Below are 26,201 nucleotides of genomic sequence, written 5' to 3'. Positions count from 1 at the left end.
ATTTTATCCAAAAGTTGTTAAAAATATATATAAAGAGACTCTAGATTTACTTAATACTATTAAATATTAAAGAGTTTTTGGGCATTTTTGGTAGTAATATTTTCTATATACTCCACATCTGTATTTAAAAGTTCAGCCATTTTTTCGGCAACAAATGTAGTATAAAAAGGTTCATTTCTCTCTCCCCTATGAGGTGTTGGAGTAAGATATGGACCATCAGTTTCAATAACTAGTTTCTCCTCGGGAATCTTAGGTAAAACATTTACAAGTTTCTTTGCATTTTTAAAAGTAAGAACTCCCCCTATTCCAAAATAAAATCCTTCATTTGCCAAAGAAATAAGCTGTTCATCTGCATTAAAACAGTGAAGTACGCCTCCAACCTCTGAAGCAGAATTTTCTAAAAGAATTGCTTTAGAATCGTTTGATGCATCACGGATATGTACAATTAAAGGCTTTTTATATTGACGAGCCAGCTTTATTTGTGCAGTAAATACTTCTTTTTGTTTTGCTTTTTCTGCTGCTTTTTCTTCATCACTTCCTTCCAAACGAAAATAATCAAGTCCACATTCTCCTATAGCTACACACTTTTCATGAGTAAGATATGTGTGAAAAATATCTTCATTATAATTTTCCATATCATAAGGGTGTACACCCACGGCAAAATATACATCATCATATTTCATAGCTATAGAAATTGCTTTTTCAAGCGTAGAAGGATCTGCACCTGGGATAATAAAACGCTTTACACCGCCTTCCCTTGCACGATTTAAAACCTCTTCTAAGTCTTCATCATATCGTTCATCATCAAGATGTATATGTGTGTCGATAATCATCTATTTGCCTCCAATAGTTCCCGAGCAAATTTTTTCGCTTCATCCGAGATAGTATCACCACTGATAATTCTTGCTATCTCGTTAATTTTTTCATCAAAACTTAGCTCTTTTGTTTTTGAAATATTACCATCTTTATAAACTAAAAAGTGTTGATCCCCCATTGAAGTAAGTTGTGGTTGATGGGAAATAACAAAAATTTGGAAGTTATTTGTAAGTTTTTTGAGTACCTTTGCCACACTCATTGACTCTTCACCGCTTAGATTCGCATCTATCTCATCTAACATCAATACACCGCCCACATTTTGCAAACTTTCAGACTTAAGAGCTAATACCGCTAAACGAAGCCTATTGAACTCACCTGTCGAAATTTTTGCAAGGTCCGTATCATTTAACCTAATCTCCAAAATATCTTGTCCAAGTGATGAAAGCTTTGTTTGTGAGAGTTTTACCGAAGCATCTCTAAGATAGAGCTGTTTTAGATAGTTATTAAGCTCTTTTTCAAAGTTTTTCAAAGTTTTTGAACGCAATGACGTTAAATTGTCTGCAAGTGTCGTAACCTCTTTTGAAAGCTGTTCATACTGCTTTTGCAACTCCCCTTTTTCCACTTCTATATTTTCGTATTTTTCAAGTTCTTGAAGTTTTTGTTCTTTATATTCAATTGCTTCTTCAATCGAACCGTAGCGGCGTTTGAGCTCGCCTAATTCCTCAATTCTGTTGAGTATCTCTTCAACATCGATCTCATCTAGTGCAGAAAACTTCTCTTCGGCATTTTCCAAAACTGAACGTAGTTCATTCATCGCATCATCAAAAAAAGCACTATCTACATCCAAAGTATCAAGAGCCGAAGAAACAAGATGTTCTAAGTTAAATATCTCGTTTGCTCCACCTATCATCTCTAAGGCTTTTTCTTTTTTAGAAAGCTCTTTTTTGATCTCTAAAAGTTCATCATCTTCACCTTCTTTAGGATTAACCGTATTTATTCTATCGATTTCAAATTTTGCAAATTCTTTTAATTCTACGATCTTTTTCTCTTCATCTTCAAGTATTTCAAGTTCTTTTTTTACTTTGCTGTATGCTTGAAAAGTTTGTTGGTAAGTTGTTTTAAGCTTTAAAGCTTGTTCCCCTATTTTATTGTCTAAAATAGACAAAAGTCCTTCGTTTTCAAAATCACTAAAATCACGAAGACTTAAATGTTTAAGGTATTTTGCTGTAAGTGAATTGATAGATTTTTTTGAAATACTTTGATTATTTATGAAATAACGTGATTTTTCTTTTTTTATATGCTTGAAAACATTGATTTCATCATTTTCAAGACCTGTTTCTTCTTCGTCAATATCCCATGTAACGCTGCTTTCACATATATTTGCATCACATGAGCTTAAACCTACAGAGGAGAGAATAGATTCAATTAATATAGACTTTCCGCTTCCACTTGGACCGGAAAAAACAACCAACCCGTGTTTAAGGTTGAGTTCTGCCTCTTGAAAACTAAGGTAGTCTTTTAAATAAAATCTTTCAATCACGGTAATACCTCTTTTTTTGAAAAATTCTAACTCATTTTCAAAAAATTTTCAAAGGATATGACAAATTGTCATATTTTTAGATAGTTTTAAAACTGCTTGTGAGATCTGCAAGCTTAAATGTGTACAGTGAGCTTGTGACAATACCATCTACACCACTACTTGCATATTCTTTAGCATTTTGTATATTTATACCTCCGGCAGCAAGGATTTTTGCCTCAGGATAGTGTTTTTGTTTATACATAACCAGCTGTTGCAAAGTTTCAGGAACAGACTTGTCCATTTGAATTACATCTGCACCTAAAGAAAGCATTTTCTTGGCATCTTCAAGAGTTTCAGATTCAACCACTAATTTTTTTTCTACACAACGCTCTTTTATCTTCGTCATAGCAGTTTCAAAATCTTTTTCAGTCGTATAAAGTGCTCTATGATTATGGAAAATCAATACACTCTCCGAAAGCCCTAAACGGTGCGGCAGTACATTTGCAGTAACTAAAGCACACATTACAAATCTCTTGGCAAACGGGAAACTTTTGCGTGTTGTAAATACTTCACATTTTGAATTAACATTTTTCACTGCTTGAGCCATTTTATGTGCCTGTGTAGCCATACCACAAGAGTATTCTAAAAGTATTTGTGCAACTCTCCACGCCTGATGAAGTACTTGAGAATCTGCTTGAAACTCTAAAAGTGTATCTCCTGCTTTAACAATTCTTCCAGAAGAAACTTTTTGAAGAACTTGGCATCCCAGAAGCTCACCTATACGAGCAGCTTCTTCAATACACGCTACAAAAAGTTCTTCACGTGTTTTAATCGCTAAAGAGGCCTTTTTATTTTCAGTCTCTAAAATATGGGTAGTAAGATCAAAATAAGGAATATCCTCACGAATATACTCCCAAAGTTCATGATCAGATAATTGCATAATTACTCCACTATATAACCGTAAGATTTAAAAATCTCTTTTGCTTTATCACTTAAAATAAAATCATAGAATGCTTTATATTCAGGATTGTTTGCACCACTTTCAAGAAGTACTATACCTTGTTTAATAGGCGTATATAGCTTAGGATCTACTGCAGACCAATTAATCCCCTCTTTATATTCTTGCATTTTATCACTGTAAAGTGAAGATTTTGCTATAAGTCCTATGTCTGCTGCTGTAATTGCATACGTTACAGTTTGTGAAATTGACTCAGCAAATACAAATTTATCTTTTACTGTATCATAAATGTTAGCATTTTGGATCGCTTCTATAGCTGCTTTACCATAAGGAGCAGTTTTAGGATTTGCTATAGCTATTTTTTTGACTTCATCACTAGCTAAAATGTTTATACCTTTAGAAAAATCATGCTGTTTAACACTCAAATAAGCTAAAGCTCCTTGTGCATATACAATAGGCTCTGTAATTGCTATCTTGTCATTATAAAGAGAAGATGGATATTTCATGTTTGCCGCCATAAACAATCCATATGGTGCACCGTTTTTAATTTGAGCAGTTAATTTTCCACTGCTCCCCAGTGTCACTTGTACTTTTGTATCAGGATGTGTTTTAGCAAACTCTGCTTTTAATGTTTCAATAGCATAACTAACATTTGCTGCAACGGCAATATTGATCTCTCCTGCACTTACTGTAGAAAGAGAAAAAAGCAGACTTAATAGAATCTTTTTCATTTCAAACTCCTCATTTTCATTATATATTTTTTTATATAAAGCTATTCAGCCTTACATTTTGTTTCAAGAAAACCGTAGTATATCTTTTTACATAACGCTTTGTCAACACAGATTTAAATTAAATAAAGAGAAAAAATAATAGAATGTTTCTATGAAAAAAGAAAAAAGTACCTTCAGTATTGTCTTAATTGTTATTCTGCACACTGTAGTGATATTTCCCTTTTTTGCCTCTCTCATAATATACTTTCTAAAAAAATATACTGACGCTGTCATACTCTTTGATTTTATACATCTATTATTCCTTTATCTTGCTCTGCGTTATATACTTTCTTATATAAATAAAAGAATAATTGTTCAAGATCCAAAAAAAGTTTTTAAAAGAGCTATACATTCTTTTGGTGTAATTTTATTTTTTACAATACTATATAAGCTCGCTAAGAACTTTGATTTTTATTCTCTTCTTTATTTCGTGTTTTATTATTGGATTAAATTTCTTATTTTTCATGAAATGACAAAAAAATATTTTTTTGGTTTACTCACTCAAGAGAATATGATAGAATACTCACAACTAGATAATAAGGATGATGTTATGGTTTATTGTAGAGGTTGCGGTAAAGAAATTCATGAAACAGCAGAGACTTGTCCACATTGCGGTGCACCACAGAACATTCCATCAACAAAAACAAATTCTGTAGCACTCTTTTTTATAGGACTTGGCTGGTCGCTTGTGATATGGTTTGTATCTTTATTTGTGATTGGTTTTGTGATCGGTTTTGCAAACCCTGAAAACGGTGCTGAAATAGCAGGTAAATTTGGAGAAGAGTACGGACTGGTTCTTTTACTTCTTTCTATAGTTGTTTCTGCAGTACTTACGAAACAGAGAATACTTCCGGGAACAGGGAAAAAATCTTAATGCCCCCACCCCAGCTTTTGTTTTAATACATCGAAGTAGTTGAACTCTTCTCTGTGAAGGAGTTTAGCTGTTTTTGACGCCAGTTTAATATGTAAACTTTCATTTTGTTCAAGCTCATGCATATCTTGCCCGTCTATAATAATAAGCGCTCTTTTATCTGTTGACTTCATCTCAATTTGAAACTCTCCTGGAAGCACTACAGGTGTTTGTGTAAGAGAGTGTGGACAAATCGGTGTCAGTGTAAATACTTGTGTTAAAGGAAAAAGTACAGGACCGCCAGCTGAAAGATTGTAAGCAGTAGAACCTGTCGGTGTTGAAACAATAACACCGTCACCATAGTACGTATTAAACGGATTACCGTCAACAAGCGTCTCTATATGAATCATGTTGGAGATCGATGGGCGTGTGAGAACAACATCGTTAAAAGCATACATCGTAACATTTTCACCATTTTTATTAACGGTAGCTTCAATTACTGCTCTTTCATCAATGCGGTATTTTCCCTCCTCTAAATTTGCTACAAACGTATCAAGTTCATTCATTCCAACATCTGCTAAAAAGCCGAGGTTTCCTGCATGAATGCCAAAAACAGGGATATCATAATCAAAACTGCGTCTTACTGCAGAAATAAGCGTACCGTCTCCACCAAGTGTGACTAAAACATCACACTGTTTGCATAAAAGATCAAATTCCATTCCCATAACATCGATCATGCCGCCACTGACACTTTCTATATATACATCCATGTTATGTTTTTCAAAAATTGACTTTAAATTATAAAAGTCTTCTTTGAGTTCTGGTGTTGATGGGCGTAGAACTACACCTACTTTTTTTATCTTTTTTGCTTGCAATCGGTCTCTTTTTCTCAATTTATTTTGAATATTATACACTATTTCGATATAATCGCGAAAATATTTTTTAGATAGGACTCTATGTTGAGAACTCATTACTGTACAGATTTAAACGAAACAAATGTCGGTCAAGAGGTTACTGTTGTAGGTTGGGCTAACAGTTATCGTGACCACGGTGGTATTATATTTATAGATTTACGTGACAAGACTGGACTTATCCAGCTTACATGTGATCCAGAGGATAGCGCAGAAGCTCATAAAGTTGCTGATAGTGTTAGAGACGAGTACGTTTTAGTAGCTAAAGGTAAAGTACGTCTTCGTGGTGAAGGTTTAACAAATCCACGTCTTAAAACTGGTGCTATAGAGATAGTTGTTGATGAACTTGTTATTGAAAACAAGTCTGCTCCACTTCCATTTGTGATCGGGGATAAAAAAGTTGGTGAAGAAACAACTCTTAAGTATCGTTACTTAGAATTAAGAGATCAATCTATGTACGAAGCGTTCCGTCTTCGTTCTAAAGCAGCAATTGCAGCAAGAAATATCTTAGATGAAAACGGTTTCTTAGAAGTAGAAACACCGATTCTTACAAAATCTACTCCAGAGGGTGCAAGAGATTATTTAGTACCGTCTCGTGTACACCACGGTGAATTTTATGCACTTCCACAATCACCACAGCTTTTTAAACAGCTTCTAATGGTTGGAGGTTTCGACAGATACTTCCAAATCGCTAAATGTTTCCGTGATGAAGATTTACGTGCAGATCGTCAGCCTGAATTTACTCAAATAGACGTTGAGATGAGTTTCTGTGATCAAGAAGATGTTATTAAAGTTGCTGAAGATTTAATCGTTGCAATGTTCAAAGCGTGTGACATTGAAGTAAAAGCTCCATTTAATCGTATGCCACACAGTGAAGCTATGGAAAAATACGGTTCAGACAAACCAGATATGAGATATGGTCTTGAAATGGTTGATGTTATCGATATTTTCGAGAGATGTGACAATGAGATCTTTACAAACATTGCTAAAAAGCCACACGTAAACCGTATTAAAGCACTTAAAGTTCCTGGTGCCGACTTAGTATTCTCTAAACGCGAGATGAAATCATTTGAAGATTTCGTACGTAAATTCGGTGCTCAGGGTCTTGGATACTTCCAAATGAAAGAGGACGGTCTTAAAGGTCCACTTATCAAATTCTTCAGCGAAGATGATATTCAACTATTAATCGATAGATTAGGTATGGAAGTTGGCGATGTTGTATTCTTCGGTGCCGGTGAGAAAAAAGTTGTTTGGGACTATATGGGAAGACTAAGAATTTTCATCGCTGAGCATGAAAAAATGAATCTTGTAGATCCTGATAAATATGAATTCCTATGGGTAGTAGACTTCCCTATGTTTGAAGTTGAAGATGGACGCGTTAAAGCACTTCACCATCCATTTACAATGCCAAAAGACACTGATAAAGATGATGTTGAAGAGATTGAATCTATCGCTTACGATATCGTACTTAACGGTGTTGAACTTGGTGGTGGTTCTATCCGTATCCATAAAGAGGAAGTACAAGCTGAAATCTTTAAACTTCTTGGTATCTCTGATGAAGAAGCTAGAGAGAAATTCGGTTTCTTACTTGATGCATTAAAATTCGGTGCACCTCCACATGGTGGTTTTGCAATCGGTTTTGACAGACTAATGATGCTTATTACTAAAAAATCATCTATCCGTGACGTTATTGCATTCCCTAAAACACAAAAAGCTTCTTGTATTTTAACAGAAGCTCCATCTCAAGTTGACAACGATCAATTAAGAGATCTTCATATCAGAATCCGCGAACAGGCAAAAGCGTAATGAAAAAACTGTTTTTAATTATCGGAGCTCCCGGCTCTGGTAAGACAACAGATGCTGAACTTATTGCTAAAAACAACGACCAAATATCACACTACTCTACAGGAGACATGTTAAGAGCTGAAGTAGCACGTAATACTCCTAGAGGTCAAGAGATTAACCAATATATCTCCAAAGGTGAGATCGTACCTATAAAAATCGTAATCGAGACAATCGTAAATGCGATCAAAGCTTCTGAGAACGATATAGTTATTATCGATGGATATCCTAGAAGTATTGAGCAGATGATGGAACTTGATAGCTATCTTCAAAATACTCCAGATGTAAGGCTTACAAGTGTTATTGAAGTTGAAGTGAGTGAAGAGACTGCTCGTGACAGAGTTCTTGGACGTGCTCGCGGTGAAGATGACAATACAGAAGTGTTTAATAACCGTATGAAAGTATATATGGGTCCACTTGAAGAGATTCGTGATTTTTATAAAGAAAAAGATTTACTGAAAGTTATTTCCGGAGAAGGAACTATCGATGAAATTGTTTCTGAAATGGAAAGCTTTTTAAAAGCGAGAATATAACTTTACTTCTCCCCTATTAACGCTTCTGCTTTGCAAAGATATTTTTTATCTTTTGCAACCCTTGCACATTTCTTACAAATAAATTTTGGTTTACTAACTATTTTAATGATATGGTCAATCTGACTTTCTATATCACTACGTTTAAAATCGCAGAGTGTTTTCATAATACACCTCGCTGAAAAAAGTAACCCTAACGGGCTACTTTTATTATACTATTTATCTAATTCTGAAACAATAGTTGCAATATAAGTTATTTATGAAAAGCTCTTTAAAAGCGAGGATTTAGCAGACTGTGTTCCGTAGTAGATCACCTCTTCTGCTTTGTGAAACTCATAGAACTGACATAAATTTCCCGGTATAAAGATTGTTAAATCAGGTTTTATTTTTTCTAAGTGTGCATCAGAGATTATTTTTTGCATTGTTTCTATAGAATCTTGAATAATTTGTACAGAATTTATTTTTTGACTTGCAACTTTTTTTGCTTGAAAGAAATCATGTATTTTTTTTACAAATTTATTTTTATCACTGTTTTGCAGCTGAAAATCTTTGTTTATATTTTTGTCTCCACTTAGATCTACAGCAATAGTATAAAGATTGCTATCAGTAGGCTGTATGATACCTAGAGGATTACAAAGCCCGCCATCAACAAGCACCATTTCATTTTTTATAACAGGTGTAAAAAGTGTTGGTATTGCTATTGAAGCACGAATAGCTTCAACTAGAGAGCCTTTTGTAAAATAATAGGGTTGTTTTGATTTTATATCTGTTGCAACAGCAACATAAGGGATAGATAACTCTTCAATATTGGGATTTCCAATCATATCAGCTATGATATTAAAAACTTTTTCACCTTCAATAACTCCACCCTTTTTAAAACTAAAATCAACAAGTTTAAGAATATCGATAGGGTCAAGGTTTAAAACCCATTCTTCGTAGATGTCAAGTTTTCCGGAAGCATAAAGCCCACCAATGAGAGCACCCATTGATGAACCAGATATAAACTTTATATTGTAGCCCTGGCGTTCTAGCTCACGGATAACACCTATATGTGCATAGCCGCGTGCTCCACCACTACCAAGATAAAGAGCAATATCTTTTTTCATAAGATATTTATTGTGCTAAACCTGAAACAATGGCTTTTTCAACATCAGTAATATCAGCTGTACCATCTACAGTAATATATTTGATAGCAGAGTTGTTAGCAGCTTGCTCTTTATAGTAACCGATTAACGGCTCAGTTTGATCATGATACACTTTAAGACGATCAAGAACTACTTCCTCTTTGTCATCGTCACGTTGTACAAGATCTTCACCAGTGATATCGTCTTTTCCTTCCACTTTCGGCGGATTGAAAACAACGTGGTATGTTCTACCGCTTGCAAGGTGAGCACGACGACCACTCATTCTTTTTACGATCTCTTCATCGGCTACATCTATCTCGATCACTGCATCGATTTGAATTCCTGCATTTGTTACTGCATCAGCTTGAGCAAGCGTACGAGGAAAACCGTCTAAAAGATAACCGTTTTTACAATCATCTTCAGCAATTCTGTCTTTTACAAGACCGATGATAATCTCATCTGTTACAAGTTTACCTGCGTCCATAGCTTCTTTAGCAAGTTTTCCCATCTCTGTTCCTGCTTTGATCGCAGCACGAAGCATATCTCCAGTAGAGATTTGAGGGATATTGTATTTCTTAGTTAAAAATTGAGCTTGAGTACCTTTACCTGCACCAGGAGCTCCAAGTAGTATAATTCTCATATTCTGTCGTCCTAATAGTTTTATAAGTGAAATTATATATAAATGAGTTTAAAAGAAGCTATGATCTTTTATTCGTCATCTTCATATGAAGTTTGAGCTTCTTGAATATCTTCAATTAACTCTTTGCACTCTTCTTCATCTATCTCACCCATATGGATCTCATCTAAAACATCTTCAAGGTCTGCTTTGAATTCACGAAGTTCTTCTACCTCTTCTTTGAGTTCATCACTTGCATTTTTACTATCAGCAATCTCTTCAAAGATCTCATCAAGTCTTTCGTTAATATCCGGTATTACACTTTTTGTAAGTAATTCTTCTAGTTTTTGTGAATATGACATAGTTCGCCTCTTTTTTTTATTTTAAAAATTATACTTTTATTTTACTTACAAAGTAAAGGCAATCAGAGATATTTAATACCAATCTATTTAGATATAATTATTTTATGATCATAAAAATAAAATACGGTAACTTGGTAGAAGAACAATCGACTTTCATTGTTAATGCTTCTAATACGGAACTGCAACTCGGCAGCGGGGTCTCAAGAGCTTTTTACGAACAATGCGGCGGCAGCTCTTTTCAAGAAGAATTAAATGAACTGAAAAAGAATTTTAACACTATACGTCAAGGAGATGTTCTAATATCAAGCTCAGGCACTGCTACAAACTTTCAATATGCACTGCATATAGCAGTTATGAACTATAGTGATCCTACAAAATCCCCTCTTCCAACATACGAGCATATCAAGAATGCTTTAAAAAACACAATAAATATCGTCAATGAAAAAATTGAAAATGAGCATATTGAAAACCCCAAACTTGTAATCCCCCTTTTAGGATGCGGTGTCGGCGGTTTAGAAAAAGAAAAAGTTTTTTCAATAATTAAAAAGAGCTTTGAACAAACAGATATGGATCTGGAAGTTATTATATACTTGCATAATCAAAAAGATTATTTAGAATTTTCTATGAAAGAATAAAATGAAAAAATATATTTGGATAACTATCTATTTTACAGTGCTTATTTGGTCTGTTATCAATCCAAAAGATCCATTTACGTGGGTTTTAGAGGTTACACCTGCTTTGATTGCAGGAGTTCTGCTACTTCTCACTTATAATACTTTTCGTTTAACACCGCTTTTGTACATACTGATTTTAGTGCATTGTGTCGTTTTAATGATTGGCGGACACTATACGTATGCAGAGGTACCGTTTTGTGACACGCTTAAAGAGTTCTTCGGTTTTGAGAGAAATAATTACGATAAAATCGGGCACTTTTTTCAAGGCTTTGTTCCGATCATTTTGGCACGTGAAATTTTACTGCGTAAAAATGTGGTTCCAAACGGTATGTGGCTCCATTTTATTAGCCTTTCAATCGTATTGGGTGTAAGTGCTTTTTATGAACTTATTGAATGGTGGGTTGCCTTGGCAACCGGAGAAAACGCGGATGCTTTTTTAGGAACACAAGGATATATTTGGGATACCCAATCCGATATGGCGTATGCCCTTTTTGGAGGGGTTATATCGCTTATATTCCTAAGCAAGCTACATAACAAGCAATTAAAAAATATTTAACAAGAGATAATGTTTATAGTATCCTCTTTTTTAGGTACCAGACATAAAAACTCATAATCTTCTTCACCCACTGTTTCATACATATGAGCAACACCTGCAGGGATGTAAAGTATATCTCCTGCTTTTGCTTCAAATATTTCATCACCGACTGTTACTTTGGCTTTTCCCTTTAGAACATACTGCTCATGCTCAACACTATTAGTGTGAAGCGGCATATGGCCGTTTGCTTTTATGCAAAACTGCCTCATTGCGAAGTTTGAAGCTTCTTCAGGAGAAAGCAACATTTTCATCGATACCCCTTCGCCCGCTTGCTGCTTGATCGCTTCTACATTGTCAATAGATTTTTTTATCATAGATTTGCCCTTAATAGGAATTTTAAATAGTTTTTGAATTGTATACTATTTTTCTATAAATTTATCAATGGTATAATCTTTAACTTAATAAGGATGGAAATAAGCTAATAATGAACTTTTACGTAGTAATTATAGGAACAGAGATTTTAAACGGCAGACGAGTTGACAAACATTTTGAATTTCTAAAAAATGAATTGGCAAAATATGGACATAACCTATTTGCTTCTTTTGTTATCAAAGATGACAAAGAACTGATCATTAAAACTTACGAGATGATACAAACAGATAAAGACGCTGTTATGTTCTCTTTTGGTGGGATTGGCTCAACTCCAGATGATCTGACACGCGAAATAGCTTCCAATGTTTTTAGAAACTCTAATGTGCAAACTCATCAAAAGTTTTTTAATGACATTATTGAAAAGTTTGGAGATGAAGCGTATCCCCATAGAATTCATATGGCAGACTTGCCGCCAAAGTCAGATCTTCTTTTTAATCCTGTAAACAATATGTCCGGTTTTTCATTGGATAATCGTTATTTTTTTGTTCCTGGATTTCCTTCGATGGCACATCCTATGTTAACAGAAGCAATTAAAAAACACTTTTCTCACTCAAAAGAAAAATTTAGAAAAACACTCTATGCATATACAAGTGAAAACAGCCTTATTTCCATTATGAAACAAGTCCCTTCAACTATTGAACTCTCGTCATTACCGATATTTGTGAATAATATTCCAAATGTGGAGCTCTCTTTATACGGTGAAGAAGAAAATGAAGTTTTATACTACTTTGAGCTCTTTATTAGTGAACTTAAAAACAAAAACATTGAATACAAATTAATGTAATTTTTTAAAATACCGATATCTAAATTATCATTAGTCAAGGAATTTTGTCATGTTAATTTGGTTATTGGTACTTTTTTTGCTATTTGCTTTTGCATATATTGTTTATAGAGTTGTTTTTTTATCTGATGATGTGGAAGTTAAAAAGGATTCTAAACGCAATTACACCTTTAAAATATAAGAGACTTATATGGCAATAGTAATGAATAATCATGTGTTTAAAGGGCATAGGGCATTGCTTGGAAGTAAGTACGTTACTTACGGCGAACTTGAACTTCCAACGAGATATGATATTTTCCCATCTTCTAACAGTGGATTTGAATGGGGTAACAGTTCTAAAGGGGCTACTCAGCTCGCATTCTCAATACTTTATCAAATTGCAGGTGAAGAGATTGCAAAAGAGTGTACATCTAAATTTGTAGCGGATGTTATAAGAAAATTAAACTCAAGAGACTGGGTTTTAAGTGCATCTGATGTTTTAAAGTGGCTCAATGACAACTGTGATTCTTCAATAGAAACAAACACTATCACAAAAACAGTTCCTCAAGTAACAAAGAGTGAGACTTCCTCAACAAAAAAACGTCAAAAACAAAAAAACAATGTAGTAAAAGATATATGTAAAGAGTTGGATATTACACAAAAACAGCTTGCCGAGATCTTAGAGGTTCCAGAAGGTACAGTTTCAAGCTGGGCCGTAAAAAATGAAATCCCGAGACTTGGAAAAAAAGCTATAGAATTCTATATAGAAAATCAAAAAAATCAAAAAATTGTAGATAGTTACAAAAACTTTATCAATCTATTACAAGAAGTTTAAGAAGGAGTATTATTGAAACCAAAAGATGAAGTAACTCGTAGTCTGCTTATAGACAAACAAACATGGGATGATGCTATGAAGTATTCTCGTGTAAGATATAAAATGAGTTTAAGTAAAGTAGTTGAGTCTCTTTTACAAGATTGGCTTGCTAAAGAGAAACGAAAACCACTTGATAATGAAAAACAAGGGAAATTTTTCGACTAGCTACCTTGCGTAGTTAGTATTCTTTGGCGAATTCTCATCGTAATCAAGAACTTCCAAAACAGATTTTTTATTCATCTTTCTCGCAAAGTCCGCTGCTGTAAAACCTTTTGAATCTCTTGCATTTTGGTCTACACCGCTTTCTACAAGTATTTTTGCGATCTCTGTTCTTCCATAACATGCCGCAGCCATTAAAGGGGTAAAACCGCTTCTTCTATTTGTTTGATTTACATCCCTGCCATGTTCTATAAGGTAGTTAACCATTTCACGATTATCATATGTGATTGCTATATCAAATACGCTTACACCTTCATCATCAAAATCAAACGGGTCAGCTCCGAATTCAATCAAAAGCATAAGAGTCTCAAAGCTACATCTTGCACGAATTGCACAGGCAAGAACACCCTCCCCTGAGTCATTTTCTTCTGAAATGTCTCCATCAGTTTTGAGATACTTTTTGATCCCTAAATAATCGTCTTTATTTAAAAGTTCTGTCCATTTACTATTCATGCTGCAAGTATAGATCAATTCTCATTAGTAATTTTTAATTATAATTGCACCAATAAATTAATTAAGCGAGAATTCATATGGAAGTTATTGAGACAACAGATGCATTTAAAGCATTGATCGAAAACATTAAAAAAGATACAAAGGGGTATAAAGATCCTTTAGCATTCGGTATTGCTAGAGTGGATTTAGGGCAGTTAAATCCGGATAAAGCTTTACAAGCAACTTACCCTGTAGTAAACTGGGATGAGAACTTTGGAAGTGCAGCTATTTTTATTCAAGCATTAGCTGATCAAGGTTTAACAGTAGATTTTTCTCAAAACGAGCAAGTTTTTGACATTAACTTAGATTTTTTACAAGCATGTTTAAATGCTTTTACACCATACAGTGACGAAGCATTTGGTGATGCACATAAAAATATTCAAGTAGTTTCTGCACTTTATAACCAAATGATTAACGACGGTTACAAAGACGGTGAGTTCAAAGTATGTTTCATCTTCGAAGATGCTCCACTTGAAAGCGTTGAAGCAACTTATCTTAAACTTTACGCAATGAGTTTAGCAAAAGTAGGTCTTCGTGAGATTAACCTAAACGGTGCATTCGGTGCATTACCAAATGTTGCATGGTCAGCTGGTAAACCAATTGAATTAGATTACCTAAGAGAATTTGAAATCGAATTAAAACTTGCTGGTGAGTACCCGCACATTGATTTTGTAGATAAATTCCCTAGATTCTTACAACACATCATCCCAGCTGACAATACTCGTATCTTAGATACTTCAAAAGTACGTTTCGGTGCACAACTAGCAGCTGGTACTACTGTAATGCCAGGTGCTTCATACATCAACTTTAATGCAGGAACTACAGGTGTTTCTATGGTTGAGGGACGTATTAGTTCTTCTGCTATCGTTGGTGATGGTTCTGACGTTGGTGGTGGTGCTTCAATTCTTGGAGTTCTTAGCGGAACTGACGGTAACCCTATCTCAGTTGGTAAAAACTGTCTTTTAGGTGCTAACTCTGTATGTGGTATCCCATTAGGTGATGCATGTATCATCGATGCTGGTATTGCAATTTTAGAGGGAACTAAAGTTGGCATCTACCCTGCAGAACTTGCAAAAATCAATGAAGTAAACAAAGGCGTTACACTTGACGGTGAAGTTTTCAAAGGGAAACAACTAGCAGGTCTAAATGGTCTTCACTTCAGACAAAACTCTCTAACTGGAGAGATTACTGCATCTCGTTCAACTAGAGAGATCAAGCTTAACGCTGATTTACACTAATATTTTCTTATTAGATAACTTTTATCTTCTTAGTACTATAATGGTACTAAGAAGGAGTGTATTATGAATATTTCAAACAACGTATCATCAATTCAGACAAGTCAAACACTCTTAAATACAACTGCAAATAATATTGCAAATGTAAATACAGATGGGTTTGTACCGCAAGACACTATTGCAACAAATCAGGGAAGTGAAGCTCCTGTCGCTGAAACACGTTCAACAGACAATGAAGGTGCAGAAAGAAGTCAAACAGACTTATCAAAAGAGATTCCTAATCAGATCATTGCTCAGCGTACAACAGAGGTCAATGTTACTGCTATTAAAGCACAAGATGATGTAATGGGTACTCTGCTTGATTTAAAAGCATAAAAAACTATTCAATTATAGTATTTATGCTTTTTAGCTGAGTAAGCATTGAAGCATTTGAGTCAAATTCGGGTAAGTTTTTTCCGGCTTCTAACGTACTAAAAATTGGTTTAGCAATTATAAATCTTCCTTCAACATTATCTTTTTTCGTTTTTACACCCCAAACATTCTGAAAAATAATCGGGTTATTTTCATATATACCGACATAAAGTCCTATATGCCCTTTTTTATATACAAGTGTTTTAAAAGGTATCGCTTGGGCTTTGATTGCTTCCTCTTTTTGCTCATTTGAAAACTCTTCTAAATCTACAACATTACCTATATGACTTTGTACTGATGAATTTCTCGGTAACCAAAAGCCAAATGGAGTATAAAAATCTCTTAGAGTAGAAGAACAGTCACGTTGACCGTAGATGCCGCCCCACCCGTATTTTCCATTTTGGATCTCATGAAGTAGCTGTACTATATTTATGCTATTAAACTCTAAAAGTCCTTTATGCGCTATTGTCTTGGATATTTTAGATTTTAAAAACAGAGCTTTATTCTCTTTGTTTTTTGATACGGTTAAAACAGTATAAGCATCAGCATCTTCGTCTATAAGTGCCAAAGCCATACCTATACGTGAATCAAAAAGATAGTTCCCTTCTTGATCGTAAATTGGCTGATTATCTTTTGTAAGAAAGATTTGCTGAGCTTCTTTCCATAATGTAGTATATTCTTTATCTAATGTAACGATATCTTTTGCTTTTACCCAGCCAAAACCGAAACTACACTCTATAAAAGCCCATTTTTTATCTTTTGAATAGTGCGAAATCAATAGAGGTTTATTCGGTGCAAGCGATGTATTTTGCAAATAATCAAAAGGATATCCTTCCCCTGCTTTACTTGGATCCAAAAAGATTGGTTTATCGGTTGGCAGTGCCCTCATATCTAAAAGTTTAAGACTGAGACCTTGTTGATTTAATGTTGCAAACTCTTCAAGATTGGCATTTTCTTTGATATCTGTAAAAAAATCTTCTTTTATAGGCTGTAGTGTATATGTATAACTATTATTGTTGTCGTATACATATGCCCATGAAGCCTGTTCTTTATTGATAGAGATCTTTTTTATATTCCATGGCCGAAAATATTTATCTGCAAATGTTTCGATATGACCGATATATTTGTCATTTATATTAGAAGCATAAAAACCAGGATCTTGGGGTATTTTTACCAAGTCTTCCACATATTCCTGTTCAACAATCACCTCTTTTTTAGGGACTGTTTCTTTATGGGAACAGGCATTAAATAGCAATAATAAAGAAAGAAGATAAGAATACTTCAAAAAAATTCCTTAATCAACATCCCCAAAACGGCTTACAACGCGCCCTATAACTTCTATCTCTTGAGGATCTAATGTTTGTGTATTATAAACAGAATTATCTGAAATAACATCTATTTTACCGTCAATTCGTTTTTGAATTCTTTTAATAAAAAGTCCTGCTTCCGTACGAATAGTAAAAATACCGCCGCGATTGATATCTGTTTTATTTCTATTAATAAATACTATATCATTATAGCTAAAAGTAGGCTCCATAGAGTCACCGCTTACATTGATCGCTTCTATATATTTTAACTCTCTCTCACCTCCGAGCATAAACACAAACTGCTCTGGGATAGCAAGTTCTTCGATCTCTTCAAAATCATTATTGCTACCGCCACCTGCACTTGCATTTATATCATTAAAATATCTAATCATATAGTTATTTGTAGGACCAACAAGACTTTCAGGTGATTGACCGTATAAAAGCCAATTGATCGAAATACTTCTTCTTGCACAAAAATCCAGAAGTTCACTAAAAGGTATCTTATTTCTTTTTTTCATTGTGGCAAAATTCATTTGAGAGATCCCAATTGATTCTGCAACATCTTTATCGAAAACCTTTTTTGGTGAAAAGTCAGAAGATAAAATACTTTTAATCTCTTCAACAATGTCAGAAAAACTATTCATTTTGTCCCCTTTTTATATTAAATTGTCATAGTATAATCAAAATTTGCAAAAAATTCAATATTTTTATGACAATTTGACATATTTTTATTTCATATTTTATTTTAGGTGTAATATTTTTGCAACTTGAAAATAAACAAAGGATGAAAAATGTCTATCTTAATTAAACAAGCGGAAACTATTTTTGAAAGATTTGAAAGTCAAATGGAGATCTGGGCAGCTAAAATTTTCTAAGAGTTTTTATCTTTTTTGTCTTGACGCTCTCGCTGCTCAAATTTTGTTTTGTGGTAACCACCGAAAATAAATACCATAAAGCCGAGAAAAGCAACAAGCATTATAATATCTAAAATACTCATTACTTACCCTCTAGGAAATGTATCGAAAGTTTGTCTAATAGCATCATAAAGTACGATACCTGTACTAATAGCCAAATTTAAACTTCTTCCGTCTTTTGTCATCGGAATTGTTATACATTGCTCTTTATGTTTGTTGAGTACATCTTCTGGAATTCCTGCTGTTTCACTCCCAAAGAAAATATAATCACCATCTTTAAATGTAGCTTCAAAATAAGGTTTATCTGTCTTTGTTGTTGCAAAATATGCATTATCCGTAATCTCATTGTTTGCAAAAAAATCATCTAAAGATTCCCAAACATGCAAGTCAAGCTTATCCCAATAATCAAGTCCGGCACGACGTACAGCTTTTTCATCTATGTCAAATCCGATAGGCTTGATAAGGTGCAGACTTGCACCCGCATTTACACAAAGACGCCCGATGGCACCCGTGTTATTTGGGATCTGTGGATGTACTAAAACAAGATTAAATGCCATTAAAAGATAACCGTTCTGTTTGCATACACAAAGATTCTGTCTTCAAGTGCTAATTTAAGTGCGCGAGAAAGTACTACTTTTTCAACATCCCTACCGTTTTTTTGCATATCTCTCCAACTATGAGCATGATTTACATGGATAGTATCTTGAGCGATAATCGGTCCTTCATCAAGATTGTTGTTTACAAAGTGAGCTGTTGCACCAATAATCTTAACACCGCGATCATACGCTTGTTTATAAGGGTTTGCACCGATAAATGCAGGTAAGAAAGAGTGGTGAATATTAATAATTTTATCTTCAAACTCCTCTACAAATCTCGGAGTTAAAATTCTCATATATTTTGCAAGAACGATATAGTCAACATCTTCAAAGCTTTTAATTGCTTCAATCACTTTAGTTTCATGCTCAGCACGCTCTAAACCTTCATGAGAAACAGTGATATACGGAATATCAAATTTAGAAACAAAAGGTTCTAAGAGATCATAGTTAGAGATAACTCCTAAAATATTTGCCTCTAACTCCCCTGCTTCATGACGAACAAGAATATCACCTAAAGCATGTAGCTCTTTTGTAGCCATCAGAATAATATTTTTCTTTTTAGGCTCTATCACTTTTACAGTAGAGTTCTTTGGTAAAACCTCTTGAACAGCTTTAGAAAGATCTTCCTTATTAACATCACCGTCAACAACACTACGCATAAAAAATTTATTGCTCTCTTTGTCAACAAATTCACTGTTAGATAAAATATTTAGGTCATAGTTGAAAAATACGCTTGATACTTTGTGTACTAAGCCTTTTTCATCATTTGCATCAATTAAAACGCGGTATTTCATTTATATTTTATCCTTTTCTAACACTTTAACTCTCTCATCAATCGTTGCAAGAGTATATTCTAAAAAGTTAAGAGTCATATCTATTTTTGCTTCTATATTAGAATTATTAGGTGCTTGAAAACCTTCAAAAAGCACTAATAATCTTTCTCTGATAGATTTTAAAAAGAACAGTTCATTATCTACTGAACTTTTTGTCATAGAAGGAATATCATTTGATTCTTTTGTCGAATTCTCGACAGGTTCAAAAGTTTTATGAGCATTTTCTTCTTGCTTCATATCTACAGGTGGCAATTCCTCTTCAATCTCTTCTAAAGTTGAGAGTATCATATCTTTTAATTCCATGCTTTTAATAACCACCTTTCAAACTCTTTGAACTCAACTTCAGTATCCATCTTAATGAAAAACTCTTTCATTTGAGTATTTACTTTTAAAAATTTTTTTCTAACTCCAGACAATCTTCTTATAGCAATTTTTGCTTCAGAGTTAGAAGGATCTTTTTTTAAGATCTCTTTATAGATCTCCAAAGCTTCCTCTTTTAAACCCTGTAATTCATAGATGTTTGCTAAAGTTAATGTCTGCATTTACTATTTACTTTACTATATAGTTAGCGATAATAGAACCCATCTCTGAAGTTGAGCAAACCTCTTTTGCATCAAATTGAGCAAGGTCTCCTGTTCTATATCCTTCGCTAAGAGCACGTTTAATAGCGGCATCAATTTTATCTGCAGCGTCATTTTCACCAAGAGCAAATCTTAACATCATAGACGCTGAAGAGATTGTAGCAATCGGATTTGCTATTCCTTGACCTGCAATATCTGGAGCTGAACCGTGAATTGGCTCATATACACCGATTTTTGCACCAACAGAAGCTGAAGGTAAAAGACCGATAGAACCAGAAAGCATACTTGCTTCATCAGATAAAATATCTCCAAAAATATTTCCCGTAAGCATTACGTCAAATTGTTTAGGATCACGGATAAGCTGCATAGCTGCATTATCTACATACATATGTGAAAGTTCTACTTCTGGGTACTCTTTAGCTACTTCTTCTACAGTTTCACGCCATAATTGAGAAACATCAAGTACGTTTGCTTTATCAATTGAACAAACTCTTTTGTTTCTGTTCATAGCAATTTTAAACGCTTGGTGTGCAATACGTACGATCTCATCTTTTGTATAAACCATAGTATTCCATCCCTTATTCTCGTCACGCCCTTTAGGCTCACCAAAGTAGATACCGCCGATTAGCTCACGAACAACCATAAGATCAACACCTTTTACGATCTCTGGTTTAAGTGAAGATGCGTTTGCAAGTTCGTCATATACAACTGCCGGGCGAAGGTTAGCATACACGCCTAACTCTTTTCTAAAACGTAGCAGTCCGCTCTCTGGTCTCTTTTCACGAGGAAGAGTATCCCATTTTTCACCACCGATAGCACCAAAAAGTACAGCATCAGAGTTTAATGCACCGTTAATAGTCTCTTGTGGCAATGGATCACCTGTAATATCGTAAGCGATACCACCCATTAAAAGTTCATCGTAAGTAAGACTGAAACCTGAACATGAAGCAACAGCATCTAAAACTTTAACCGCCTCATCAACGATTTCAGGTCCGATTCCGTCACCTTTAATTAGTGCAATTTTGTAAGTTTTCATTATTTTCCTTCCTCGATCTCTTTTTTAGCAAAACTCATAAGCCCACCTGCATCAATTAATTCCTGCATAAACGGTGGAATTGGAGTAAAGTTGTATGTTTTATTTGTAGTTTCGTTTGTGATTGTACCGTTATCCATATCGATAGAGATTTTATCACCTTCGTTGATTTCACTTGCTTCTGGTAATTCAAATATAGGAAGACCCATATTAAAAGCATTACGATAAAAAATTCTTGCGAATGTCGGAGCAACAACTGCGGCAACACCAGCTGCTTTTAAAGCTATTGGAGCGTGTTCACGTGAACTTCCACAACCAAAGTTTTCATCAGCAACTATTACATCACCTACACTCATTTTATTTACAAATTCTGGATCTGCATCTTCCATAACATGTTTTGCAAGTTCTTTTGGATCTGAAGTATTAAGATAACGGGCAGCAATAATTAAATCTGTATCGATATCTTTACCAAATCTCCAAACTTTTCCATTTATGTTTGCTTTTTGCATATAAATTCCTACTATTTTGATTAAATAATTTCGCGATTATACCGAAAATGTGATTGTTTGTTCTTTAAATTTTCGTATTAAATTTAGGCAGGGAGCATTGATATTAAAAAGTATCAATGCTATTTTAGGGAATTATTAACGTTTTAAATTATTTACAGTTTGCAACATTTCATCACTAGTTGTGATGATTTTTGAGTTTGCATCGTATGCTCTTTGACCTGTAATTAAGTCAGTTAATTCAACTACTAGTTCCACATTACTCAATTCAACAAAACCTTGACGGATTACACCTAAACCGTTTTGACCAGGAGTACCGTCAACCGGTTGGCCTGAAGCATCAGTTTCCATAAAAAGGTTGTCTCCCATTGAGTGAAGTCCCGCAGGATTAATAAAAGCAGTTGTATTTATCTGACCAATTACAGTTGCCTGTGTTTGACCAGCTTGAACAACACTCACAGTTCCGTCAGTACCAATACTGATATTCGTTGCATCTTCAGGAATAACAATCTGTGGTACAAGCGCATATCCGTCAGAGTTTACGACCGTTCCGTTTTGGTCACGTTTAAAAGCACCGTTTCTTGTATATACTTCCGTACCGTCTGGAAGTTCTAATTTAAAAAATCCGTTTCCGGTAATAGAAATATCTAAAGGGTTGTCAGTTTGTTTAAGTGAACCCTCTGTAAAAATTTTATTGATAGCAGTTGAACGCACACCGAGTCCCACTTCAATCCCTGTCGGACTTTGTGTCGTATCACTTGTAGCCGTTCCTGCATATTCCATAGTATGGTACATAAGATCAGCAAATTCCGCACGAGATTTTTTAAATCCGATCGTATTTACGTTGGCAATATTATTTGCCGTCGTATCAATTTGAAGTTGCATCCCCAACATACCTGTTGAAGCTGTGTATAATGATTGCATCATAGTTTTGTTCTCCCTACCCTAAATTAAGCTTTTTTTGCAAGTTTTTGAATTGCTTCAGTATTCATATCGTTCATTTGTGTATCCATCGCTTTTTGATACATTCCGATAAGTCTGTTTGCCTCAATAAGCTGTGTCATCATTTTTACAGCATTCACATTACTTTTTTCAATAAAACCTTGCGAAACAGCACCACTGTTTTTTACAACATTAAAACTCTCTTCATTCTCAAGACGATATAAATTATCACCATCTTTTTTCAATTCACGAAGATTATCAGGCTGCACTACCAAAAGTTTTGTTTTTACAACCATATTGAAGCTGCCTGGCACATTTGTAGATATCTGTCCGTTTTTATCAGCTGTAATTACTGCATCATCTTGAGCAAAAGTTATACCGGCATTTGAAGTTTTATAATCTTCACCCAAAACTTCATAACCTTGTTTATTAACTAGTTTACCTTCAGGATTTAAAGTAAAAGAGCCGTCACGCGTAAGTCTAATCCCCTGAGGTGTTCTTACGGCAAAAAAGAGATCATCTTTAGAAAGTGCAAAATCAAGAGTGTTTGATGTTTTTGTAAGATCACCGACAGAAAAGTCTGTAAAGCTATCTACTACCTGTGGAGATTTTGTTAGCGTTCTGTTTAAAAATGCTGCACCCTCTTTTGTTTGGTTAGCATTTGGCAAGTCATCTCTTGCTTCTTTTAACATACGGAGAAAATCACCTACTATGACATTATCTTCTTTATAACCTGCCGTATTTACATTTGCCAGGTTATTTGCAATAGTATCAAGTCTGTTAAACTGTGTCACCATCCCTGCAGCAGAACTGTAGTACCCTGTTTGCATCCACTTTCCTCTTGATTTTTCTAATTAGTTTTCTTGAAAAAGCAAAGAGTGTTCCAAAATTTTATTGATAACTTTTCATTATCTTGGGAAAAGATTACTTTAAAGAAATTTCGGTATAATCCACCTTTTAAAATCCTTAAACTACAAAGATATGGAGAATACTCCGAAATGACGGCAAAAGAACTCAATCAAGCACTAGAAAACTTTTTTGAAGAGCATAAGTCTAAAGAATGTATTACATATGAATCAATCATTGATTTTTATGATAAACAGCCTACTGGTGCTCAAGCAAAAAACATTTATAAGCTTTTACAAAAGCACAATAAATGTATCTACACATCAAGTGAACATGCAAAAAAACTAAACGATCAAGAAGCAGAGGCTCGTAGAGAAGCTCAACGTAAAATGATCGAAGACAGCGACAACGATGAATTTGACATCTTAAAAGAACACGAACTTCTTGAATGGTCTCGTTCAGATTCTCCTGTACGTATGTACTTACGTGAAATGGGACAAATCCCTCTACTTACTAAAGAGGAAGAGATAGATATATCTAAACAAATTGAAAAAGGTGAAAGTATCATTATTGATGCGATCTGTTCAGTTCCATATCTTATTAATTTCATTTTAGACTATAAAGAACCGCTTATTAACCGTGAACGTCGTGTTAAAGAGCTATTTAAAAGCTTTGAGGACGATAATGACGATAACGATAACGACAATGATGACGATAACGATAATGAAGATAACGACAATGTAGAAGAAAAGACATTGTCTGCAAAAGACAAGTCTCGTGTCGAAAAAGTCACAACAAGCTTTAAAGCACTTGAAAAAGCTAAAAAAGAGTGGGTAAAACTTACGGAAAAAGCTCCTGAAGATTTAGATGGAGACTTAACGGAAGATATAGTATTTTACCAACTTTCAGTTACATTCAAAAAAGCAGTTTTAAAAGAGAAACTATTAGATCTTGGTCCAACTTCGAAACTTATCAATGAGCTAGTAAAAGCTATGGAAACTGCTTTAAAATCTGATGAAGGGTACGATAAAGAATTAAAACGTCTTGAGTACAAACTTCCATTATTTAACGCAACTCTAAGAGCAAACCATAAGGTATTAGTAGATAAGATTCAAGATCTTAGCAAAGAAGATATTGTAAATATGGTTCCTGAAGCGACAATGGTTTCAACATATATGGAGATTAAAAAACTTGTTCAAACAAAAGAAGCAAGTAAAAATAGTTTCGATATGGAACCTGAAAAACTTTCAGATATTTTAGAACAAATCAAACGTGGTAAAAATATTTCTGAAAAAGCAAAAACAAAAATGGCAAAATCAAACCTTCGTCTTGTTGTATCTATTGCTAAACGTTATACAAACAGAGGTTTACCATTCCTTGACTTAATTCAAGAGGGAAATATAGGACTTATGAAAGCCGTTGATAAGTTCGAATACCAAAAAGGTTACAAGTTTTCAACATATGCTACATGGTGGATCCGTCAAGCTATTTCACGTGCAATCGCTGATCAAGCAAGAACGATCCGTATCCCTATCCATATGATTGAGACAATTAACCGTATCAATAAAATTATGCGTAAGCACCTTCAAGAACATGGAAAAGAGCCAGATGTTGAGACAATTGCAGCAGAGGTTGGTCTTTCAGTAGAGAAAGTTAAAAATGTTATTAAGATTACAAAAGAACCTATTTCTCTTGAAGCTCCTATCGGAAGTGAAGAGGATGGACGTTTTGGTGACTTTATTGAAGATAAAACTTCCCTTTCACCTTCTGAAGCAATCTTAAAAGATGACCTTAAAATTCAGATCGAACAAGTACTTGAACAACTTAATGAACGTGAGAAAGCTGTTATCAAACTTCGTTTCGGTATCATGGATGATGAGAGTGACAGAACACTAGAAGAGATTGGTAAAGAGTTAAATGTAACTCGTGAAAGAGTTCGTCAAATTGAATCAAGTGCGATCAAGAAACTAAAACACCCTAAAGTTGGTCGTAGACTGAAAAACTATATAGAAGAGTAAACACTAATGACATTTGAGCAAAGTTGGATCGAATACGATTACAACCCTTTTATTGTGTTTAATGAAAATGGAAAAATCATTTCGCTAAATGCAGAAGCGCAATTCCTTTTAGGGATTGCAAATCCAAATGAACTTTTTGAACTTGCAAAGACATATGCAAGTATCAGTTTCGGTTTTAAAACAACATTTGTACAACTTGAATACGGTAGATATAAGTTTTTTGGTATCACGGTAGGATATGAAGATGAAGAGCAAATAGGTATTAAACTTTATCAGGCACCATCATTCAAGCTTGATGCAAAAAAACCAGACGGTCAGCTTACAAATATCTATACTATTTTAGATCTATGTATATCATCTAACTCTATCAACAGTACTATCAATTTTACAAAAACATATGACCCTACCATTCCTGAAATCATTTTAGAATCTAACTCTGTTATTAAGCTGCTTAATAAAATATATGCATATTTTTCACAAAGTGAAGCAGTTGATACAAAAGTTTTCTATAGAGTCGGTGAACATATTAAATTTGATGGCAAAAAATATAGTATCTTTTCTATAGAAATAGCAGGAGATGCAATAAATTCTGCGAAAGAAGCCGAGCTCAAAGCTGTTGCCGAAAACTATAATATTTATCTTGATATGAGTAAATCTGCAGTTACTATCAATATCCCTATGATTACATCATAAAA

General features: G+C 34.3%; 34 protein-coding genes. 12 read left to right on the top strand and 22 right to left on the bottom strand.

Annotation, left to right across the window (positions count from 1 at the left end; translation table 11 throughout):
- Nucleotides 1-59: 59 nt before the first annotated feature.
- From P6N22_RS02340 to modA, 4 genes are all read right to left on the bottom strand, one after another.
- Entirely contained in the window at nucleotides 60-833 is a 774-nt protein-coding gene (locus P6N22_RS02340; RefSeq protein WP_280329806.1) for a TatD family hydrolase, read from the bottom strand.
- Nucleotides 830-2,356, bottom strand: a complete 1,527-nt coding sequence (locus P6N22_RS02335; protein ID WP_280329804.1) for an AAA family ATPase — start codon at nucleotides 2,354-2,356, stop codon at nucleotides 830-832. Before P6N22_RS02335 ends, P6N22_RS02340 begins: the two co-directional genes overlap by 4 nt.
- A gap of 76 nt (nucleotides 2,357-2,432) precedes the next feature.
- A complete protein-coding gene (gene modD / locus P6N22_RS02330; protein WP_280329802.1) occupies nucleotides 2,433-3,275 on the bottom strand; it encodes a ModD protein in 843 nt (280 codons plus the stop codon).
- A 2-nt stretch (nucleotides 3,276-3,277) separates the two neighbouring features.
- Nucleotides 3,278-4,024 (bottom strand): molybdate ABC transporter substrate-binding protein, encoded by a 747-nt coding sequence (gene modA, locus P6N22_RS02325; protein WP_280329800.1) that lies wholly within the window; start codon nucleotides 4,022-4,024, stop codon nucleotides 3,278-3,280.
- Nucleotides 4,025-4,613: 589 nt separating this feature from the next.
- Here modA and P6N22_RS02320 point away from each other — a divergent pair.
- Nucleotides 4,614-4,937, top strand: a complete 324-nt coding sequence (locus tag P6N22_RS02320) for a zinc ribbon domain-containing protein (RefSeq protein WP_280329798.1) — start codon at nucleotides 4,614-4,616, stop codon at nucleotides 4,935-4,937.
- On the opposite strand, the gene P6N22_RS02315 is transcribed toward P6N22_RS02320, so the two are convergent.
- The gene (locus P6N22_RS02315) at nucleotides 4,934-5,788 is read right to left on the bottom strand and encodes an NAD(+)/NADH kinase (protein ID WP_280329797.1); all 855 of its coding nucleotides are present in this window, start codon (nucleotides 5,786-5,788) and stop codon (nucleotides 4,934-4,936) included. The two genes, P6N22_RS02320 and P6N22_RS02315, sit on opposite strands and share 4 nt — an antisense overlap.
- An 84-nt stretch (nucleotides 5,789-5,872) precedes the next feature.
- Here P6N22_RS02315 and aspS point away from each other — a divergent pair, with 84 nt between their 5' ends.
- Together aspS and P6N22_RS02305 are read left to right on the top strand one after the other, a co-directional pair.
- Nucleotides 5,873-7,630 (top strand): aspartate--tRNA ligase, encoded by a 1,758-nt coding sequence (aspS, locus tag P6N22_RS02310; RefSeq protein ID WP_280329795.1) that lies wholly within the window; start codon nucleotides 5,873-5,875, stop codon nucleotides 7,628-7,630.
- Nucleotides 7,630-8,199, top strand: coding sequence for an adenylate kinase (locus P6N22_RS02305; protein ID WP_280329793.1), 570 nt, complete (start codon nucleotides 7,630-7,632; stop codon nucleotides 8,197-8,199). The genes aspS and P6N22_RS02305 overlap by 1 nt, the downstream gene beginning before the upstream one ends.
- Nucleotides 8,200-8,201: 2 nt before the next feature.
- Here the strand turns inward: P6N22_RS02305 and P6N22_RS02300 are convergent, their stop codons facing one another.
- The 4 genes from P6N22_RS02300 to P6N22_RS02285 all read right to left on the bottom strand — a co-directional run bounded on the left by P6N22_RS02300 (nucleotide 8,202) and on the right by P6N22_RS02285 (nucleotide 10,298).
- A complete protein-coding gene (locus P6N22_RS02300) occupies nucleotides 8,202-8,363 on the bottom strand; it encodes a hypothetical protein (protein WP_280329791.1) in 162 nt (53 codons plus the stop codon).
- 90 nt (nucleotides 8,364-8,453) lie between these two features.
- A complete protein-coding gene (locus P6N22_RS02295) occupies nucleotides 8,454-9,302 on the bottom strand; it encodes a patatin-like phospholipase family protein (protein ID WP_280329790.1) in 849 nt (282 codons plus the stop codon).
- A gap of 7 nt (nucleotides 9,303-9,309) precedes the next feature.
- Complete coding sequence (adk, locus tag P6N22_RS02290; RefSeq protein ID WP_280329789.1) at nucleotides 9,310-9,960, bottom strand: adenylate kinase; 651 nt, start codon at nucleotides 9,958-9,960, stop codon at nucleotides 9,310-9,312.
- 68 nt (nucleotides 9,961-10,028) lie between these two features.
- The gene (locus tag P6N22_RS02285) at nucleotides 10,029-10,298 is read right to left on the bottom strand and encodes a hypothetical protein (RefSeq protein WP_280329788.1); all 270 of its coding nucleotides are present in this window, start codon (nucleotides 10,296-10,298) and stop codon (nucleotides 10,029-10,031) included.
- Nucleotides 10,299-10,402: 104 nt separating this feature from the next.
- Here P6N22_RS02285 and P6N22_RS02280 point away from each other — a divergent pair, with 104 nt between their 5' ends.
- Both P6N22_RS02280 and P6N22_RS02275 read left to right on the top strand, forming a co-directional pair.
- Nucleotides 10,403-10,933 carry a macro domain-containing protein gene (locus P6N22_RS02280; RefSeq protein ID WP_280329787.1) on the top strand — a complete coding sequence of 177 codons (531 nt, stop codon included), beginning with the start codon at nucleotides 10,403-10,405 and terminating at the stop codon, nucleotides 10,931-10,933.
- 1 nt (nucleotide 10,934) lies between these two features.
- On the top strand, nucleotides 10,935-11,528 hold the full coding sequence (locus P6N22_RS02275; protein ID WP_280329785.1) for a DUF2238 domain-containing protein: 594 nt from the start codon (nucleotides 10,935-10,937) through the stop codon (nucleotides 11,526-11,528).
- Here the strand turns inward: P6N22_RS02275 and P6N22_RS02270 are convergent.
- On the bottom strand, nucleotides 11,525-11,881 hold the full coding sequence (locus tag P6N22_RS02270; protein WP_280329784.1) for a cupin domain-containing protein: 357 nt from the start codon (nucleotides 11,879-11,881) through the stop codon (nucleotides 11,525-11,527). The genes P6N22_RS02275 and P6N22_RS02270 overlap by 4 nt on opposite strands.
- A gap of 110 nt (nucleotides 11,882-11,991) precedes the next feature.
- On the opposite strand from P6N22_RS02270, the gene P6N22_RS02265 reads away from it, so the two are divergent.
- From P6N22_RS02265 to P6N22_RS02255, 3 genes are all read left to right on the top strand, one after another.
- Nucleotides 11,992-12,723 carry a molybdopterin-binding protein gene (locus P6N22_RS02265; protein ID WP_280329782.1) on the top strand — a complete coding sequence of 244 codons (732 nt, stop codon included), beginning with the start codon at nucleotides 11,992-11,994 and terminating at the stop codon, nucleotides 12,721-12,723.
- A 187-nt stretch (nucleotides 12,724-12,910) separates the two neighbouring features.
- Entirely contained in the window at nucleotides 12,911-13,534 is a 624-nt protein-coding gene (locus P6N22_RS02260; RefSeq protein ID WP_280329780.1) for a DUF6166 domain-containing protein, read from the top strand.
- A 12-nt stretch (nucleotides 13,535-13,546) separates the two neighbouring features.
- Nucleotides 13,547-13,738, top strand: a complete 192-nt coding sequence (locus P6N22_RS02255; RefSeq protein ID WP_280329778.1) for a hypothetical protein — start codon at nucleotides 13,547-13,549, stop codon at nucleotides 13,736-13,738.
- Here P6N22_RS02255 and P6N22_RS02250 read toward each other — a convergent pair whose 3' ends face one another.
- Entirely contained in the window at nucleotides 13,739-14,245 is a 507-nt protein-coding gene (locus P6N22_RS02250) for an ankyrin repeat domain-containing protein (protein WP_280329776.1), read from the bottom strand. It lies immediately after the preceding gene.
- Between the two features lie 77 nt (nucleotides 14,246-14,322).
- On the opposite strand from P6N22_RS02250, the gene P6N22_RS02245 reads away from it, so the two are divergent.
- Both P6N22_RS02245 and P6N22_RS02240 read left to right on the top strand, forming a co-directional pair.
- Complete coding sequence (locus tag P6N22_RS02245; RefSeq protein WP_280329774.1) at nucleotides 14,323-15,522, top strand: tetrahydrodipicolinate N-succinyltransferase N-terminal domain-containing protein; 1,200 nt, start codon at nucleotides 14,323-14,325, stop codon at nucleotides 15,520-15,522.
- A 63-nt stretch (nucleotides 15,523-15,585) separates the two neighbouring features.
- Complete coding sequence (locus P6N22_RS02240) at nucleotides 15,586-15,894, top strand: flagellar basal body rod C-terminal domain-containing protein (RefSeq protein ID WP_280329772.1); 309 nt, start codon at nucleotides 15,586-15,588, stop codon at nucleotides 15,892-15,894.
- A gap of 4 nt (nucleotides 15,895-15,898) precedes the next feature.
- Here the strand turns inward: P6N22_RS02240 and P6N22_RS02235 are convergent, their stop codons facing one another.
- The 11 genes from P6N22_RS02235 to P6N22_RS02185 all read right to left on the bottom strand — a co-directional run bounded on the left by P6N22_RS02235 (nucleotide 15,899) and on the right by P6N22_RS02185 (nucleotide 23,472).
- The gene (locus P6N22_RS02235; RefSeq protein WP_280329770.1) at nucleotides 15,899-17,215 is read right to left on the bottom strand and encodes an SH3 domain-containing C40 family peptidase; all 1,317 of its coding nucleotides are present in this window, start codon (nucleotides 17,213-17,215) and stop codon (nucleotides 15,899-15,901) included.
- 9 nt (nucleotides 17,216-17,224) lie between these two features.
- Entirely contained in the window at nucleotides 17,225-17,881 is a 657-nt protein-coding gene (locus P6N22_RS02230) for a LexA family transcriptional regulator (protein WP_280329769.1), read from the bottom strand.
- 227 nt (nucleotides 17,882-18,108) lie between these two features.
- Nucleotides 18,109-18,234 (bottom strand): hypothetical protein, encoded by a 126-nt coding sequence (locus P6N22_RS02225; protein WP_280329767.1) that lies wholly within the window; start codon nucleotides 18,232-18,234, stop codon nucleotides 18,109-18,111.
- A gap of 3 nt (nucleotides 18,235-18,237) precedes the next feature.
- Nucleotides 18,238-18,708 carry a tRNA (cytidine(34)-2'-O)-methyltransferase gene (locus P6N22_RS02220; protein WP_280329766.1) on the bottom strand — a complete coding sequence of 157 codons (471 nt, stop codon included), beginning with the start codon at nucleotides 18,706-18,708 and terminating at the stop codon, nucleotides 18,238-18,240.
- Nucleotides 18,708-19,541: a formyltetrahydrofolate deformylase gene (gene purU / locus P6N22_RS02215; RefSeq protein ID WP_280329764.1), complete on the bottom strand. Its 834-nt coding sequence runs from the start codon at nucleotides 19,539-19,541 to the stop codon at nucleotides 18,708-18,710. The genes P6N22_RS02220 and purU overlap by 1 nt, the downstream gene beginning before the upstream one ends.
- Entirely contained in the window at nucleotides 19,542-19,883 is a 342-nt protein-coding gene (locus P6N22_RS02210; protein ID WP_280329762.1) for a hypothetical protein, read from the bottom strand.
- Nucleotides 19,874-20,122, bottom strand: coding sequence for a tetratricopeptide repeat protein (locus P6N22_RS02205; RefSeq protein WP_280329760.1), 249 nt, complete (start codon nucleotides 20,120-20,122; stop codon nucleotides 19,874-19,876). The genes P6N22_RS02210 and P6N22_RS02205 overlap by 10 nt, the downstream gene beginning before the upstream one ends.
- 7 nt (nucleotides 20,123-20,129) lie before the next feature.
- Nucleotides 20,130-21,197, bottom strand: coding sequence for a 3-isopropylmalate dehydrogenase (gene leuB, locus P6N22_RS02200; RefSeq protein ID WP_280329759.1), 1,068 nt, complete (start codon nucleotides 21,195-21,197; stop codon nucleotides 20,130-20,132).
- A complete protein-coding gene (locus P6N22_RS02195) occupies nucleotides 21,197-21,703 on the bottom strand; it encodes a 3-isopropylmalate dehydratase small subunit (protein ID WP_280329757.1) in 507 nt (168 codons plus the stop codon). Before P6N22_RS02195 ends, leuB begins: the two co-directional genes overlap by 1 nt.
- 135 nt (nucleotides 21,704-21,838) lie before the next feature.
- Nucleotides 21,839-22,627, bottom strand: a complete 789-nt coding sequence (flgG, locus tag P6N22_RS02190) for a flagellar basal-body rod protein FlgG (protein ID WP_280329755.1) — start codon at nucleotides 22,625-22,627, stop codon at nucleotides 21,839-21,841.
- Between the two features lie 23 nt (nucleotides 22,628-22,650).
- Nucleotides 22,651-23,472 carry a flagellar hook-basal body protein gene (locus P6N22_RS02185; RefSeq protein ID WP_280329753.1) on the bottom strand — a complete coding sequence of 274 codons (822 nt, stop codon included), beginning with the start codon at nucleotides 23,470-23,472 and terminating at the stop codon, nucleotides 22,651-22,653.
- Between the two features lie 168 nt (nucleotides 23,473-23,640).
- Between P6N22_RS02185 and rpoD the strand changes: the two genes are divergently transcribed.
- Together rpoD and P6N22_RS02175 are read left to right on the top strand one after the other, a co-directional pair.
- A complete protein-coding gene (gene rpoD, locus P6N22_RS02180; RefSeq protein WP_280329752.1) occupies nucleotides 23,641-25,506 on the top strand; it encodes an RNA polymerase sigma factor RpoD in 1,866 nt (621 codons plus the stop codon).
- 6 nt (nucleotides 25,507-25,512) lie between these two features.
- Nucleotides 25,513-26,199, top strand: a complete 687-nt coding sequence (locus tag P6N22_RS02175) for a hypothetical protein (RefSeq protein ID WP_280329751.1) — start codon at nucleotides 25,513-25,515, stop codon at nucleotides 26,197-26,199.
- Nucleotides 26,200-26,201: the final 2 nt, after the last annotated feature.

It is taken from the genome of Sulfurimonas sp. C5 (genome assembly GCF_029872055.1).
GTDB lineage: Bacteria > Campylobacterota > Campylobacteria > Campylobacterales > Sulfurimonadaceae > Sulfurimonas.
This window is presented reverse-complemented; position numbering and strand designations above follow the sequence as displayed.